The organism is Paractinoplanes rishiriensis, from assembly GCF_016862375.1.
Lineage (GTDB): Bacteria > Actinomycetota > Actinomycetes > Mycobacteriales > Micromonosporaceae > Actinoplanes > Actinoplanes rishiriensis.
The window spans coordinates 238,495-253,594 of sequence record NZ_BOMV01000005.1 but is presented as its reverse complement, the minus strand read 5'-3'; the positions used below and the strand labels follow the sequence as shown (position 1 = coordinate 253,594).

General features: G+C 69.8%; 16 protein-coding genes. 8 read left to right on the top strand and 8 right to left on the bottom strand.

Features of this window, described 5'->3' with window-relative positions; all coding sequences use genetic code 11:
• Positions 1–26 precede the first annotated feature (26 nt).
• The 3 genes from Ari01nite_RS03120 (at position 27) to Ari01nite_RS03110 (ending at position 1,800) form a co-directional block, all read left to right on the top strand.
• The gene (locus Ari01nite_RS03120; protein WP_203778994.1) at positions 27–599 is read left to right on the top strand and encodes a hypothetical protein; all 573 of its coding nucleotides are present in this window, start codon (positions 27–29) and stop codon (positions 597–599) included.
• A 94-nt stretch (positions 600–693) separates the two neighbouring features.
• Positions 694–1,260: a hypothetical protein gene (locus Ari01nite_RS03115; protein ID WP_203778993.1), complete on the top strand. Its 567-nt coding sequence runs from the start codon at positions 694–696 to the stop codon at positions 1,258–1,260.
• Positions 1,261–1,383: 123 nt separating this feature from the next.
• On the top strand, positions 1,384–1,800 hold the full coding sequence (locus Ari01nite_RS03110; protein WP_203778992.1) for a PIN domain nuclease: 417 nt from the start codon (positions 1,384–1,386) through the stop codon (positions 1,798–1,800).
• A gap of 362 nt (positions 1,801–2,162) precedes the next feature.
• On the opposite strand, the gene Ari01nite_RS03105 is transcribed toward Ari01nite_RS03110, so the two are convergent.
• The 5 genes from Ari01nite_RS03105 to Ari01nite_RS03085 are packed head-to-tail and all read right to left on the bottom strand — an operon-like array spanning position 2,163 to position 7,185.
• Entirely contained in the window at positions 2,163–2,594 is a 432-nt protein-coding gene (locus tag Ari01nite_RS03105; protein WP_203778991.1) for a PIN domain-containing protein, read from the bottom strand.
• Entirely contained in the window at positions 2,594–2,815 is a 222-nt protein-coding gene (locus tag Ari01nite_RS03100; protein ID WP_203778990.1) for a type II toxin-antitoxin system VapB family antitoxin, read from the bottom strand. The genes Ari01nite_RS03105 and Ari01nite_RS03100 overlap by 1 nt, the downstream gene beginning before the upstream one ends.
• A gap of 49 nt (positions 2,816–2,864) precedes the next feature.
• A complete protein-coding gene (locus tag Ari01nite_RS03095; RefSeq protein WP_239162433.1) occupies positions 2,865–4,769 on the bottom strand; it encodes an ABC transporter ATP-binding protein in 1,905 nt (634 codons plus the stop codon).
• A 53-nt stretch (positions 4,770–4,822) separates the two neighbouring features.
• Entirely contained in the window at positions 4,823–6,559 is a 1,737-nt protein-coding gene (locus Ari01nite_RS03090) for an ABC transporter ATP-binding protein (protein WP_203778989.1), read from the bottom strand.
• Between the two features lie 2 nt (positions 6,560–6,561).
• Positions 6,562–7,185, bottom strand: a complete 624-nt coding sequence (locus Ari01nite_RS03085) for a TetR/AcrR family transcriptional regulator (protein WP_239162431.1) — start codon at positions 7,183–7,185, stop codon at positions 6,562–6,564.
• 97 nt (positions 7,186–7,282) lie between these two features.
• Here Ari01nite_RS03085 and Ari01nite_RS03080 point away from each other — a divergent pair, with 97 nt between their 5' ends.
• The 3 genes from Ari01nite_RS03080 (at position 7,283) to Ari01nite_RS03070 (ending at position 11,682) form a co-directional block, all read left to right on the top strand.
• Entirely contained in the window at positions 7,283–9,514 is a 2,232-nt protein-coding gene (locus Ari01nite_RS03080) for a putative bifunctional diguanylate cyclase/phosphodiesterase (protein ID WP_203778988.1), read from the top strand.
• 23 nt (positions 9,515–9,537) lie between these two features.
• A complete protein-coding gene (locus tag Ari01nite_RS03075; RefSeq protein ID WP_203778987.1) occupies positions 9,538–9,948 on the top strand; it encodes a hypothetical protein in 411 nt (136 codons plus the stop codon).
• 75 nt (positions 9,949–10,023) lie between these two features.
• A complete protein-coding gene (locus tag Ari01nite_RS03070; RefSeq protein WP_203778986.1) occupies positions 10,024–11,682 on the top strand; it encodes an alkaline phosphatase family protein in 1,659 nt (552 codons plus the stop codon).
• Between the two features lie 7 nt (positions 11,683–11,689).
• On the opposite strand, the gene Ari01nite_RS03065 is transcribed toward Ari01nite_RS03070, so the two are convergent.
• Positions 11,690–12,718, bottom strand: coding sequence for a hypothetical protein (locus Ari01nite_RS03065; RefSeq protein WP_203778985.1), 1,029 nt, complete (start codon positions 12,716–12,718; stop codon positions 11,690–11,692).
• 124 nt (positions 12,719–12,842) lie between these two features.
• Between Ari01nite_RS03065 and Ari01nite_RS03060 the strand changes: the two genes are divergently transcribed.
• Both Ari01nite_RS03060 and Ari01nite_RS03055 read left to right on the top strand, forming a co-directional pair.
• Positions 12,843–13,403, top strand: a complete 561-nt coding sequence (locus Ari01nite_RS03060; RefSeq protein WP_203778984.1) for a GNAT family N-acetyltransferase — start codon at positions 12,843–12,845, stop codon at positions 13,401–13,403.
• Positions 13,404–13,481: 78 nt separating this feature from the next.
• Entirely contained in the window at positions 13,482–14,129 is a 648-nt protein-coding gene (locus tag Ari01nite_RS03055; protein WP_203779087.1) for an adenosylcobinamide amidohydrolase, read from the top strand.
• Here the strand turns inward: Ari01nite_RS03055 and Ari01nite_RS03050 are convergent.
• Both Ari01nite_RS03050 and Ari01nite_RS03045 read right to left on the bottom strand, forming a co-directional pair.
• On the bottom strand, positions 14,120–14,695 hold the full coding sequence (locus Ari01nite_RS03050; RefSeq protein WP_203778983.1) for a DUF1684 domain-containing protein: 576 nt from the start codon (positions 14,693–14,695) through the stop codon (positions 14,120–14,122). The two genes, Ari01nite_RS03055 and Ari01nite_RS03050, sit on opposite strands and share 10 nt — an antisense overlap.
• Positions 14,692–15,078 (bottom strand): TOBE domain-containing protein, encoded by a 387-nt coding sequence (locus tag Ari01nite_RS03045; RefSeq protein ID WP_203778982.1) that lies wholly within the window; start codon positions 15,076–15,078, stop codon positions 14,692–14,694. Before Ari01nite_RS03045 ends, Ari01nite_RS03050 begins: the two co-directional genes overlap by 4 nt.
• Positions 15,079–15,100 lie beyond the last annotated feature (22 nt).

The window sequence follows — 15,100 nt, the reverse complement described above, 5'->3', positions numbered from 1 at the left end:
ACCCGATCGTCAACAAGGGAGGCAAGGTGCCCGCACGCCGACTTCTGCTCATGCTGGCTGCGGTCGGCGGGATATTGTTCGCCCCGGTCGCGGCCCATGCCGAACCCGGCTATCCCATCGAACCGCCGGCATCGTCGATTTCCAACGGCACGGTTCCCCCGGGTGAGCCTGTGGTCTTCTCCGGACGAGGGTTCTCGCCGGGCGAGCCGATCGCCATCAACATCGCCTTCGGGACGGGCGGCGCGTCGCTGCAGTCCGCCCAGCGGCCGTCCAAGCCGGGATTCGTCAAGGCCGCGTTCAAGACGGTGACCGCGGACTCGTCCGGCGCGTTCAGCACGCCTGTCACGCTCGATCGGAGCGGCAAGGCAACGCTGACGGCCACCGGCACGATCTCCGGGGTTGTCGTCACCCAACAGGTGACTGTCGTCGTCGATCTGCCGGCCGACACGGGCGGATCAGACGAGACGCTCCCCACCACCGGACCGCCGGCCCGGCACCTGCTCACTCCCATCGGCCTGGGCGTCGGCGCGATTCTGTTCGGTGCTCTGCTCGTGTTCATGGCGGTCCGCTCGCGCGGCCGCCCGGCTCGCCGGAGCTGACATCGCGGGGGCGGCCAATTGGCCGCCCCCGCTGCTCTGCGTACCCGTGGAGGGTCCTCGACAAGCCGGCCAAAACGCCTGCCATCATCGACGGGTGCAGATCGAGTCACGTCATGAGCTGGCCTACGGCTTCGCGGAGAGTCGCAGCTCGCGGCTCGCCGTGATGATCATCATCGGGGTGGTGGGTACGCCGGCCAGCTTTGCGGCCGGGCTCATGCTGGGGCTGGTGATTGCCTTCTCGCTTGGTCCGGGCGGGAACATGGGCGCCCTGATCGCGATTCCGGTCGTGCTCGGCCTCGTAGGCGCCGGACTTTTCGGGGCGTGGGCCGTTGTCAACATCATCCGGGTGGCACGGACCGCGGCCTGGCTGGAGGGGTCGCGGCTGACCGTCCGGGCCGCGCGCCAGCGCACCGTCGACCTGGGCCGGGCGCGTTCGGTCGCGGTGCGTCCCACCCAGATGCGATGGCGCGCCGCCGACCGCGCCGACACCATCCCCCAGTTGCTGGTGGTCGGGGAATCGGACGAGGTCCGCCTGCGGCTGGCAACCGGCGAGGGCACGCCGTTACCGCCGCAGGATGTCGCGGCGCTGGTATCCGCTTTGTCCGCGACCAGCGCGCCCGGTGGGGCAGACGCGATCGAATACCTCCGCACCAGCTACTGACCTTCGCCGAAAGTTCGAGGGCACCACCGTTCCTGCCGGTGAGCGGACGGTCACCGCCGACGATTGGCAACGATCGGCGGAGGTCTTCGCGGACCTGGCCGACCCGGCCGTGACGGATGCCGCGTGGCGGTAACAAGCTGGTTGATCGACAAGTCCGCGTATGTGCGGCTGCAACTCGGCCAGACGGCGCAGCGCGACCAGTGGAGCGCACGCATCGGCCGTGGGTTGGTCCGGCTGTCGACGATCACCCGGCTCGAACTCGGATACTCAGCAAGATCCGGAGAAGCGGGCCGCCGGCAGTTCGCTCTCCCGCCGCTGGCCTTGATGCCGATCGAATATCTGACGTCCGCCATCGAGAACAGGGCCTTCGAGGTGCAGTTGCTCCTGGCCGATCGCGGCCAGCATCGTGCACCGTCCATTCCCGACCTGCTGATTGCGGCGACCGCCGAGAAAGCGGGACTGACGGTCCTGACCGTCGACAAGGATTTCGACCTGATAGCCGCGATCACGGGTCAGCCGGCCGAAACCCTCGACGGCTGAGTCACGATCGGCTAAGCCGGGGCACCGAGGACGAAGTGGAAGTCGTCCTTGCCGCCGGTGCGGTTCAGCGTGGCTCTGATGGACGGCGTGTTGTCTCGCGGGTCCTGGACATACAGCGGCTTGCCGTCGTGGCCGAACGTGATCGCGCTCGGTAGCGTCCACTCGCCGAGGTGACCGGCGGCCGGAGCGAAGTCCGGTGAGGTCGCGGAGCACCTGCCAGGCGCCGGGGATGTCGAGGGCGCGAGATCGGTGAGTACGTCGAGCAGCCGGACGCGACGGGGGAACCGATCACCACGATTGATATCGCCTGTCCGTCTCGCGGGAAGGCCGCAAGCTGGCTGCCATCTCGGTTTGGGTGCGCTTTAACGGTTCGCCAGCGCGCTCAAGGGCAGCGAGTGGACCCGTCGTTCGGCGAGGTCGGGCAGGTGTTGCGCGGCGGCTGCGAAGTCGTTGTCGTCATGCAGGATCACCAGCCCGCGGATAGCTGCGCACGCACAGATCAGCAGGTCGACGCAGGACAACGCCCGGTGCACTCCGCCACGCAGCAACCGGTACTGCGCGGATTCGACCCACTGCCATGCCGACTTCGGAAGCGGAACGTCGGGATAAAGGTCGGTGAACATGGCGGTCATCTGCTCGTACTCGTCGAGGTTGCGCGCGGAACGGCGAAACTCGGTACGTTGGGGATGACACGAACCGATGGCGTGATCAGAGATCACGTCGGCCCAGCCGGCCCGCACCTCGGCGTCGCGCAGCAACCGCCACAGAGCCGACGAGTCGGCCAGATAACGCATCATGCAGCGGGTGCCTTGCCGGCGGCGTGCATCTCCTGCCACCCCTCGTAGTCCCACGTCTGCGCGACAGCGGCGTGCTGCTCGAGGGCAGCGATGCGGCGGTGCCGAGCCGCATACTCGCGTAGGGCGAGGTTCACCGTTTCCTTCTTGCTTCGTGCGCCGGACAGCCGCATCGCTTCGGCCAGCGCCTCTTCGTCAAGATCGATCTGGGTGACCGCCATGGTGGCTCCTGTGGGTGATGTACAAACGGAGTGTATGCTTTCACTATAGCTAGTCGACCTCGGCCACCGCCGCGGCGAACTGGGCCGAGTACAACCGTGCATAAGCCCCACCAGCCGCCAGCAGCGACGAGTGCGACCCCTGCTCCACGATCGATCCGTGCTCCATCACCAGGATCACGTCGGCGTCGCGGATGGTCGACAGCCGGTGCGCGATCACGAAGCTGGTCCGGCCGCTGCGCAGCGTGGTCATCGCCCGCTGGATCAGCACCTCGGTCCGGGTGTCGACCGAGCTGGTCGCCTCGTCCAGGATCAGGATGCTCGGCTCGGCCAGGAAGGCCCGCGCAATGGTGATCAGCTGCTTCTGGCCCGCGCTGACGTTGGAGCCCTCCTCGTCGATCACCGTGTCGTAGCCGTCGGGCAGCATCCGGACGAACGCGTCCACGTGCGCGGCCTCGGCCGCCTGGCGGACCGCGTCCAGGGAGAACTCGTCGGCGCCGTAGGCGATGTTCTCCGCGATCGTGCCGCCGAACAGCCAGGTGTCCTGGAGCACCATGCCCATGTGCTCGCGCAACTCCGGGCGCGGCACCGACGCGATGTCCACCCCGTCCAGCGTGATCCGGCCGGAGTCCACCTCGTAGAACCGCATCAGCAGGTTGACCAGCGTGGTCTTGCCGGCCCCGGTCGGGCCGACGATCGCCACCGTCTGCCCGGGCGCCACCTCGAGCGACAGCCCGTCGATGAGCGGCTTGTCCGGCAGGTAGCGGAACGACACGTCCTCGAACGTGATCCGGCCCTGCACCCGGTCGAGGCCGGCGGGCGCCGGCTCCGCGCTCTGCTCCGGCGCGTCCAGCAGCGCGAACACCCGCTCGGCCGAGGCGACGCCGGACTGCACCAGGTTGGCCATGCTCGCCACCTGGGTGAGCGGCTGGCTGAACTGCCTCGAGTACTGGATGAACGCCTGCACCTCGCCCAGCGACAGCGAACCGGACGCCACCCGCAGGCCGCCGACCACCGCCACCAGGACGTAGTTGAGGTTGCTCAGGAACATCATGGCCGGTTGGATCAGGCCCGAGATGAACTGCGCGCGGAAGCTGGAGGCGTACAGCTTCTCGTTGTGTTCGGCGAAGGTCTGCTGGGCCTCGCCCTGCCGGCCGAAGACCTTGACCAGCGAGTGCCCGGTGAACATCTCCTCGATGTGGCCGTTCAGCTTGCCGGTGATGGACCACTGGGCCACGAAGTTGGGCTGCGAGCGCTTGCCGATCACGGTGGTCAGCCAGATCGACACCGGCACGGTGACCAGCGCGATCAGGGCCAGCAACCAGGAGATCCAGAACATCATGCCGAGCACGCCGACGATCATCAGCAGCGACGTCACGATCTGGGCGAACGTCTGCTGCAGGGTCTGCGCGATGTTGTCGGTGTCGTTGGTGGCGCGGCTGAGCACCTCGCCGCGCGGCTGTTTGTCGAAGTAGGACAGCGGTAGCCGGGACAGTTTGACCTCGACGTCCTGGCGGAGCCGGTAGACCGCGACCTGCACCACCCGCGCGGTGATCCGGCCCTGGATCACGCCGAAGATCCAGGCGAACACGTAGACCGCCGCCACCCAGCCGAGCAGGTGCGCCAGCGCGGTGAAGTCGATGCCCTGGCCGGGGGTGAAGTCGACGGCCGAGAGCAGGTCGGCCCGGGTGTTCTCGCCCTGGCTGCGCAGCTGCTCGACGGCCTGTTCCTTGGTGACGCCGGCCGGCACCGACTTGCCGATCACGCCGGCGAAGATGATGTCGGTGGCGTGGCCGAGCAGCCGCGGGCCGTACACCGACAGCGCGACCCCGGCGATGCCGGACAGCAGCACCAGGCCGACCGCGAGGCGTTGCGGGGCGAGCAGGCCGAGCAGTCGCTTGGTGGAGCCCTTGAAGTCCTGGAGTTTCTCGGTCGGCGCGCCGCCGGCCATCATCATCCGGGCGGCCGGCGGCCCGCCCATCGGCGGACCAGGGCGGCGGGTGGGCGCGGTCACGCGGCGGCCTCCTGCTCGGTGAGCTGGGAAAGAACAATTTCGCGGTACGTGTCGTTCGCGTCCATGAGTTCGCGGTGTGTGCCGGTGCCCACGACCCGGCCGTCGTCGAGCACGATGATCCGGTCGGCGTCCCGGATCGTGCTGACGCGCTGCGCCACGACGACCACGGTGGCGTCGGCGATGTACTGGGTCAGGGCCGCGCGCAGCGCCGCGTCGGTGGCGTAGTCGAGGGCCGAGAACGAGTCGTCGAACAGGTAGATCTCGGGCCGGTGCACCAGGACCCGGGCGATCGCGAGCCGCTGCCGCTGGCCGCCGGACACGTTCGTGCCGCCCTGGGCGATCGGGGCGTCGAGCTGCCCGTCCATCCGTTCCACGAAGTCGCGGGCCTGGGCGATGTCCAGCGCCTCCCAGAGTTGTTCGTCGGTGGCGTCCGGGTTGCCGTAGCGCAGGTTGGTCGCGACCGTGCCGCTGAACAGGTACGGCCGCTGCGGCACCAGGCCGACCGTGCGGGACAGCAGCGCCTCGTCCAGGTCGCGGACGTCCACGCCGTCGACCAGCACCCCGCCGTCGGTGGCGTCGAACAGTCGCGGCACCAGGTTGAGCAGCGTCGTCTTGCCGCTGCCCGTACTGCCGATGATGGCGGTGACCTCGCGCGGGCGCGCCTGGAGATCGATGTCGCAGAGCACCGGCGCCTCGGCGCCCGGGTAACGGAAGCCGACGCCCCGCAGTTCCAGGTGACCGTGCCGGCTCAGGGTGGTGACCGGCTCGCGTGGCGGTACGACGCTGGACTCGGTGGTGAGGACCTCCTGGATGCGCTCGGCGCAGACCTCGGCGCGCGGGATCATCACGAACATGAAGGTGGCCATCATGATCGACATGAGGATCTGCATGAGGTAGCTGAGGAACGCGGTGAGCGCGCCGATCTGCATGGCGCCGTCGTCGATCCGGTGGCCGCCGAACCAGAGCACGGCGACGCTGGAGACGTTCACGATGAGCATCACGGTCGGGAACATCACCGCCATCAGCCGGCCGGCCCGCAGCGACACGTCGGTCAGTTCGTCGTTCGCCACCTCGTAGCGGGCCTGCTCGCGCTCGTCGCGGACGAAGGCGCGGATCACCCGGATGCCGGTGATCTGCTCGCGCATCACCTGGTTGACCCGGTCGATGCGCACCTGCATGGTGCGGAACAGCGGCCGCATCCGGACGATGATCAGGGCCACCGTGGTGATCAGCACCGGCACGATGACCAGGAGCAGAGAGGAGAGAGGTACGTCCTGGCGCAGCGCGAGCACGACACCGCCGACGCACATGATCGGGGCCGAGACCATCAGCGTGAACGTGAGCAGCACCAGCATCTGGACCTGCTGCACGTCGTTGGTGGTACGCGTGATCAGCGACGGCGCCCCGAACTGGCCGACCTCGCGGGCCGAGAACATCTGGACGCGCTCGAAGATCGAGGCGCGCACGTCGCGGCCGACGGCCATCGCGGTGCGGGCGCCGTAGTAGACGGCGACGACCTGGGCGGCGATCGACAGCACGGTGACGCCGAGCATGGCGGCGCCGATTTCGAGCACGTAGCCCATGTCGCCCTTGACCACGCCGTTGTCGATGATGTCGGCGTTGAGCGTGGGCAGGTAGAGCGTCGCCAGGGTCTGGATGAACTGGAACGCCACGACCAGCGCGATCGCGGTCCGGTACGGCCGGAGATGGCCGCGGAGCAGTTGGATGAGCACGTCTAGCGATCTCCCCGTGAGTTTCTGATCAGCAGGCCGTCGAGCAGCAACGACACGATTTCGGCACCGCGGAAGCCGTCCGGGTCGCCGAACGGCCCGAAGGTGTTGGCGCCGCAGAACAGCAGCAGCATCCGGGCCACCGTTTCGGGGGAGCGGCGCAGCCGGGCGGCGTCCGGTTCGATCACCGACACCAGCGCGGCGTGCAGCCGTTCCCGGTTCGTCGACATCCGGGCCTGTGCGTCCGGATCGGCGTGCCCCGCGAAGATCAGCCGGCGGGCCGCGTTCATCAGGTGTGCGTTGTCGGCGAACCGGTCGTGGATCAACTCGGCGGCGGCGGTGAGGCGGTCCCGCAGCGGCAGCGACCGGTCGATGGCGGCCACCCCGTCGAGCGTCGACTGCGGGTCGAGCGCCTTGATCACCGAGCACACGACCAGCGAGTGCTTGCTGTCGAAGACGCCGAAGATGGTGCCCTCGGCGACCCCGGCCGCGGCCGCGATCTGCCGGGTGCTCACCTCGACGCCGTGCTCGTGCAGGAGCGGGATGGTGGCCCGGATGATGGCCGCGCGCCGCTCCTCGGGCGCCATGGCGGGCACCCGCTTACGCCTGTTCTCCGCTGGGCTCTCCACCGGGCCCACCCTAACTGAGCGAGTACTCACTCACCACTGACATTTGTCATGGGTGATTGGTCTCAGGTCCTCCGCGGGCCGGCCGATGGGTGCGCCCGTGCGGCGACTGGAGATGGACGATCACACGGCGGACTACTGGGTCCGCCAGATCCGTATCGGCGCCACGGTCGCCGCCGTGGTCACCGCGATCGGCGGGGTCCGGGTCACGATGGCCTGGGCGCAGAACGCGCGATGGTGGCTGCTCCTGGTCGCGCTCGCGGTGGTCGCCCAGCTGGCGCTGGTCCGCGCGCCGTGGGGCCGGTGGATCCGCAGCGAGCGGTTCCGCAGCCGGCTGCTGCTGTGGTGGTACGCCGAGATGCCGATCCTGGTGCTGTTCGGGGTCGCCGACCCCCACGGCGCCATGCTCTATCTGACCGCCGGAGTGCTGCTGCTGATCACCGCGGCCGCGCTCTGGTCGCCCCGCACGGTCGTGACCCTCGGGGTGCTCACCGGCATCGGCTATCTCATTCTGCTCCCGATCAAGGCGAACACCGGTCCCGGCGCCACCCTGGTGCTGGGCGCGATGTTCGCCTGCGTGGTTGCCCTGACCGGGATCAACGCGCAGAGCCGACGCCGGCTCGACGCCCGCCGCCGGGCCGCCGAGCAGCGGGCCGAGACCCTGCTCGCGGCGTCCGCCGACGCGGTGCTGGCGATCGGCCGGGACGGCACTCTCCAGTACGTGAGCCCCTCGGTGCGCCAGCTGCTCGGCTACCGGGTCGCCGAACTGTCCGGCCGCCGGCTCAACGAGATCCTGCCCGGCGACCGGCTGCTGGAGCTCAACGACTTCATGGCCGCGATGCTGGCCCTGCCGGTCGGCGGCAGCCAGCGCACCGAGACCCGGCTGCGGCACGCCGACGGCAGCTGGGTCTACGTCGACGTGATGGGCACCAACTGGATCCACGACCCGGACCTGCGGGCCGTGGTGGTCAGCCTGCGCGACATCAGCGCCCGCCGGGAACTGGAGGAACAGCTCAGCCGGCAGGCGTTCACCGACTCGCTGACCGGCATGCCGAACCGGGCCAGATTCCGGGAACGGCTGGGTGACGCGGTGACGGCCGGGGCCGACGCGGATGCGCCGGTCACCGTGCTGCTTCTCGACCTGGACGACTTCAAGCTGGTCAACGACAACCTGGGGCACAGCGCCGGCGACGAGCTGCTGACCACGATCGCCGAACGGGTGCGCGCCCAGGTGCGGCCGGACGACGTGCTGGCCCGGTTGGGCGGCGACGAGTTCGCGATCCTGCTGCACGACCTCGACCCGGCCGACGCGTCGCCGCTGGCCGAGCGGCTGCTGGCCGCGGTGCGCGAGCCGATCCGGCTGGCCAGCCGGGACATCACCTGCTCGCTGAGCATCGGCATCGCCAGCACCGTCAGCTCCGGCGAGCGGGTCGGCGCCGAGCAACTGCTGGGCAACGCCGACCTGGCCATGTACGCGGCCAAGCGGGCCGGCCGCAACGCGTACGCGATCTTCGACCCCACCATGACCATGTCGGTGCTGGAGGAGGCGCAGCAGCGCGCCGACCTGGAGCACGCGCTCGAGCACGACGAGTTCCGGGTCCTCTACCAGCCGGTGGTGGACATGAACACGCAGCGGGTCACCGCCGTGGAGGCCCTGGTCCGCTGGCAGCACCCCCGGGACGGGCTGCTGGGCCCGTACCACTTCATCGCCCACGCCGAGGCGAACGGCCTGATCGTGCCGCTCGGCCGCTGGGTGCTCCGGCAGGCCTGCAGCCAGCTGGCCCGCTGGCGGGCCGAGTCGCCGGCGGCGGCCGGCCTCAAGGTCAACGTCAACCTCTCGGCCCGGCAGTTCCAGTACGCCGGGCTGGTGGACGACGTCGCGGCGGCGCTCGCCGACGCCGGCCTGGACCCGGCCTCGCTGACCCTGGAGATCACCGAGTCGATGCTGATGGCCGACATCACCACCGCCAAGGAGACGCTGCACGCGCTGCGCCGGCTCGGCGTCCGGCTGGCGATCGACGACTTCGGCACCGGCTACTCGTCGCTGAGCTACCTCAAGCAGCTGCCGGTCGACGTCATCAAGATCGACAAGACCTTCGTCGACGAGGTGCACATCGACGAGGACGACGTGGCGCTGGTGGACGCGGTGGCCGGGCTGGGCCAGGCGCTCAAGATGCAGACCGTGGCCGAGGGCATCGAGTCCAGCGAGCAGTGGGACACGCTGCGCCGGATCGGCATCGACCACGGCCAGGGCTACCTGTTCGGCCGGCCGGTCAGTGCCGGGGACATCGCCGACCTGCTGGAGCAGCCGGAGAGTGTCAAACATCTTTGACACGGGCCCCTATCGTGACGGGCATGAGCAGCGAAGAGAAGCGGGCCTGGGTGCAGGGGCCGGTCAGCCTCACGGCGTACCTGGTCTATCTGCATCTGTTGCTCTTCACCGAGGTCGGATACGTGTCCGCCATGCTGTGGACCATCGGCTGCGGCATCGCGGTCGCGATCGGGCTGCACATCGCGCTCACCGTGCGCGGCCCGCAGGAGCCCAAGGACGACCGGGACCGCGAGATCGCCCGCTTCGGCGACGCCATGGGGCACGGCGCCGTGGTGCTGGGTGCCGTGGTGGCGCTGGTCCTGGCGCTGATGGGCGGCGACCAGTTCTGGATCGCGAACGTCATCTATGCCGGGTTCTCGCTGGCCTCGGTGCTCGGATCGACCGCCCGGGTGGCCGCGTACCGTTGGGGCCTTCCGGGCCGGCACGCCTGGTGACGGCCGCTTGAACCGAAGCCGGACCCCAGTCGTGTACCTGGTGGCAGGCACTTCGTCGGCGGTTAGGAACCCGAGTTGTCCCCACAGAAGCACCACCTGCGCCGAGTCGGCGGCGCGGTGGTCACCACACTCGCGGCGTTGCTGGTGTTCCTGGCGCTGGTGATGCCGGACCAGATCACCCGGCTGCCACCCGGGAACTTCTGGCTCAACGCGCTGGTCCGGATCCCGATCGAGGCCCTGGTCGCGATCGCCGTGCTGCTGGCGCTGCCGGAGCGCGGCCGGCGGATCGTGGCGACCGCCCTCGGCGCGCTGCTCGGCCTGCTCACCCTCGTCAAGATCGTCGACATGGGCTTCTTCGCGGTGCTGGCCCGCGAGTTCGATCCGGTGCTCGACTGGGTGCTGTTCAACGACGGCTACCACTTCCTCGAGGACTCGATCGGCGAGGGCGGCGCGCTCGCGGTCGCGGCCGGCGCGGTGCTGCTGGCCGGGGTGCTGCTGGTCTCGCTCACGCTCGCGGTGCGCCGGCTGACCGGCATCCTGGCCCGGCACGCGCACCCGACCCGGCACACGGTGTTCGCGTTCTCGGCGGCCTGGATCGTGCTGGCGGTGCTGGGCATCCAGATCGTCGGCGGGGTGCCGGTGGCCTCCCAGACGGCCGCCGAACTGGCCCGCAACACCGCGCTCAAGGTGCCGCAGGACCTGGCCGACCGCAAGAAGTTCGAGCAGGAGGTGCTGGTCGACGACTTCCGCGACCTGCCGAACGACCAGTTGCTCACGGCGCTGCGCGGCAAGGACGTGATCTTCGGCTTCGTGGAGAGCTACGGCCGGGACGCGCTGGAAAATCACGAGTTCAACGCCCCGGTGCTGCGCCAGGTCACGGTCGGTGACCGGCAGCTGGAGTCGGCCGGCTTCGCGTCCCGCAGCGGCTACCTCTCCTCGCCCACGCTCGGCGGCGGCAGCTGGCTGGCGCACGCCACCTTCCACTCCGGGCTGTGGATCGACAACCAGCAGCGCTACCGCAGCGTGGTGGCCACCGACCGGCTCACCCTCACCTCCGCGTTCAAGCGGGCCGGGTTCCGTTCGGTCGGCGTCGAGCCGGGCATCACGTTCGCCTGGCCGGAGGGGCAGTTCTACGGCTTCGACCAGGTCTGGGACTCGCACCGGCTGGACTACCGAGGGCCCGCGCTGAGCTGGTCGACCATGCCGGACCAGTACGTGCTGCGGCAGTTCCACCGGTTCGAGTACGGCAAGGCCAAGCGCAAGCCGCTGATGGCCGAGATCACGCTCACCTCCAGCCACACCCCGTGGGCGCCGGTGCCGTCGATGCTCGACTGGGACAAGCTCGGCGACGGCTCGGTCTACGGTCCGATGATCAAATCGGCCGAGCCGGCGAGCAGCGTCTGGAAGGACCAAGAAAAGATCAAGCAGGCGTACGCGCAATCGGTGGCCTATTCGATCGACACGCTGGTCTCGTACGCGGCGCGCTACGGCGACGACAACCTGGTACTGGTCCTGCTCGGCGACCACCAGCCGAACACGATGGTGGTCGGCCAGAACGCCGGCCGGGACGTGCCCATCTCGATCATCGCGAAGGACCCGAAGGTGCTCGACCGGATCAAGGACTGGGGCTGGAACGAGGGGCTCGCCCCCGCGGCTGCCGCGCCGGTGTGGCCGATGAACGAGTTCCGCGACCGGTTCCTGACGGCGTACAGCCCCGAGGGCGAGCCGCACTGAGTTCGGGTCAGTCGACGACCGGCGGCATCGTCTCGGCGGCGCGCTTGAGGGCCGCCGCGGCTGCCGCGTACGGGTTGTGGGTGTAGGTGCGCGACAGCGTGCCCGGGACGGTGAAGTAGGCGGCGGCCAGCTTCGCCGGGTCGGTGGCGATCTCGCCGCGGGCCACGGTGTCGTTGCCGTCGTCCCAGCCCCACGGCGCGTTCGCCGAGTTGACCCCGCACGACCAGGTGCCGGTGCCGCAGCCGCCGGTCTGGTCGCCGGCGAACGTGCCGAGCCCGGCGAACAGGTTCGGGTTGTCGCGCTCGGCCCACAGCCCGCCGGTCGCGAAGATGTCGATCAGTTGGTACCGCACGTCCCGGTCGTCGGCGCTGCCCGGCGCCTCGGACACGGTCAGCGACGGGTAGTAGACGACGCCGTCGCCGTTGATGTCGTACTGCGGCCACGCCTTGAGCCCGTGGCCGCGGGCCTCCTGCGCGGTGACCGGGTGCTGAAACTCGTCGTGCGGCGAGGGCTGGAAGGAAAGCGTCCCGTCGATCATCTCGGCGCCGTTGCGCCAGGTGCTGCCGGCCGGGGCATACGAGAAGAAGTCGCTGTGCGCCACGGTCACCGCGGCGCGCAGCACCCCGTACGGCGAACCGTCTTTTTCGATGATCTGGGTGAGTCCCTCGCCGTCGTTCTCGTGCTCGGTCTCGAAGAACGGGTGGTCGATCCAGTCCCGCGGGTGGAAGAACAGGTAGGTGACGAAGTAGTGACTACTCGTCTCGACGACCGAGTAGTAGGCGGCCGCCGCCGTGCTCCGACCCGCGTTGTCCCAGTTGTCCCGGCCGTTCAGGTTGCCGTCGAAGTCGTACCGCGTAATGAAATCGCTTTTTCCGGACAAAGCATGATTCCCGGTGGCGTCCACGTCCTGGTAGTGAATCGGTGCCCATCGCAGCGCCAGCTCCGCCCGGCCCGGCGCCGCCAGACCTTGCGCCGCCTGTGCCCCGGCCGGTGCCGGTGTGATCAACGTTGCCACCGCGAACACCGCGACTGCCATCGTCCTCCGCATACCCATCCTCGCTCCCACGTGCTCAATGGATAGACCGGAGTTAATTTAATTGGGAAGAAAGTTGTCAATAGGTGGCGCCACGGCGAACCGCACGTGCACGTAGGCTGCACTGGTGTTCGCTGTTGACCTTGGCGAGGGCGCCGAGCTGCGCCCGCTCGAACCCTGGCAGGCCGCCGAGTTCCTGGCCCACATGGACCGCGCCCGCGCCTCCGTCGACCCGTGGATCCGGTGGGCCAGCCGCAGCACCGATCTGGAGTCGGCAACCCAGACCCTGCAGCGGTACGCCGACCTGCAGGCCCGCGACGACGGCCGGATCTACGGCATCTGGCTCGAAAGCACGCTGGTGGGCGGCACCCTGTTCGTCTCGTTCGACGCCGAGGAGGGCGTGGCCGAGGTCGGCTGCTGGCTCGAACCCGCCGCCACCGGCCGAGGCCTGATCACCAAGACCATCCGCCACATGATCGACTGGGCCTTCCACACCCGCGGCCTGCACCGCATCGAATGGCACTGCCGCGCCGACAACATCGCCAGCTCACACGTGGCCCGCCGGCTGGGCCTGCGCCTGGACGGCACGCTGCGCTCCAGCCACCCGTGGCAGGGCACCCGCCACGACATAGAGATCTGGTCGGTACTGGCCCCGGAGTGGCCGCCCCCGCCCACCAGCCCGGTCTGAGCCCCCTCGAGGTGCAGTGTCCCGTCACCGCACTCGACCGCCCTGCGAGAACTGCGATGGAAGGGCCGCATGGTGAGTGTGCTCGGTGAGCCGGAGCTGGGTCGCCGCTGCGAGGGCGGCGTGGACGTGCCGCTGCTGGTGTGGCGACTGCCGGCTCCGGTGCTGGCGATCTCGTCGGCCGTGGTGGGTGGTGGGCTGGGGGAGTGCCGCTGGGTCGTCAACGCCACCGTTCCGATGTCCTACGACCGCGACGATCCGGCCGACCACCTGGGGGAGATCGCCGGCGGCCTGGGTCTGGACGGTCCGGGCGTGGGTCTGCTCACCGGCGTGGACGTGGCCGACGTGGTTCGGACAAATGACGGTGGGGTGCGGCTCTGGGCCACGGTCGGGCTCGGCACGCCGATTCAAGCCGCCGCCCCGCCCGGCGGCGCACCGGAACCGGTCGGGACCGTCAACGTCGTGGCATGGGTGCCGCAGCGGCTCAGCGCGGGCGCTCTGGTCAACGCCGTGGCGACGATTGCCGAGGCCAAGACGCAGGCGATCCGTGACCTCGGGCTGGCGGCTACCGGGACGGCCACCGACGCGGCCTGCCTGGTCTGCCCGCTGGACGGACCGGAGGCGGCGTACGGCGGGCCGCGCTCGGACTGGGGTGCGCGACTGGCCCGCGCCGCCTACGCGGCGGTGCGGCGGGGTGGCTCGGTGCCGTGGCCGGACCGTCAGCGGTAACTGAGCTCGCCGGCCTCGATGGCGGCCGGCACCCGGTTCTCCGGCGGTGCCAACGGGCACAGCCACGCGTCGTCGTACGCGCATGAGGGGTTGTACAGGTAGTTGAAGTCGAGCCGCACCCGGTCGGCACCCCGCCACTCGACGCCACGGCCGTGCGTGCCCTTGACGGTGTCGGTCAGGTAGCGGCCGCCGCCGTATGTGGTGCGGCCCGAGGTGGCGTCGCGGACCGGGAGGAACAGGCCGCCGCCGTAGGCCGCCATCCACCACAGCGACAACTCGCCGAACGGGGTGTCCAGGATGCCGGCCCTGGTGTAGCGCACCACGCCGTCGGGGCCGCCGGTGTCGATCTCGAGGTCGGCGGGCGACGGGCGCAGCGGTACCTCGACGATCGCGTCCGGGTTCGCCGGGTAGTAGAGCAGGCCGGTGAACGACTCCGCCGGCACCGGTGACTGGGGATGGGTGGCGAACAGCCGGTCGCGGCGGGCCCGGAAGTCGGCCAGGTCGGCGGACTCCAGGTAGATGCGGGCCACCGCCGCCCGGTAGTCGGCCAGCTCGAGTGCCGTCATCGCTCCACCATCACGGTGGTCGACTTGATCACGGCGACCGCGGTGGAGCCGACCTCCAGGCCCAGTTCGTCGACGGCTTCGCGGCTCATCAGCGACACCACGCGGAACGGGCCGGCCTGGATGTCGACCTGGGCCATCACCGCGTCCCGGGTGATCGCCGTGACGATGCCGCGCAGGCGGTTGCGGGCCGAGGACCGGCGCACCCCGGGGTCGGGCTGGTCGGCCAGCGAGCGGGCGAACGCGGCCAGGTCGGCGCCGGGGATGGTGCGGTGGCCGTGTTCGTCACGGTCGGCGGCCAGCCGGCCCGCGTCGACCCAGCGGCGTACGGTGTCGACGCTGACGCCGAGCAGTTCGGCCGCCTCGCCCATCCGGTAGGTGGTCACGAGGCCCAACGTTAGGCCACGA

What these genes read in the sequence shown, in the direction of transcription:
- Ari01nite_RS03105 (WP_203778991.1), bottom strand. Translation starts at nt 2,594, where the DNA reads ATGCGTTATCTGGCCGACTCGTCGGCTCTGTGGCGGTTGCTGCGCGAC.
- Ari01nite_RS03100 (WP_203778990.1), bottom strand. Translation starts at nt 2,815, where the DNA reads ATGGCGGTCACCCAGATCGATCTTGACGAAGAGGCGCTGGCCGAAGCG.
- Ari01nite_RS03095 (WP_239162433.1), bottom strand. Translation starts at nt 4,769, where the DNA reads ATGATGATGGCCGGCGGCGCGCCGACCGAGAAACTCCAGGACTTCAAG.
- Ari01nite_RS03075 (WP_203778987.1), top strand. Translation starts at nt 9,538, where the DNA reads ATGAGCAGCGAAGAGAAGCGGGCCTGGGTGCAGGGGCCGGTCAGCCTC.
- Ari01nite_RS03065 (WP_203778985.1), bottom strand. Translation starts at nt 12,718, where the DNA reads ATGGCAGTCGCGGTGTTCGCGGTGGCAACGTTGATCACACCGGCACCG.
- Ari01nite_RS03050 (WP_203778983.1), bottom strand. Translation starts at nt 14,695, where the DNA reads ATGACGGCACTCGAGCTGGCCGACTACCGGGCGGCGGTGGCCCGCATC.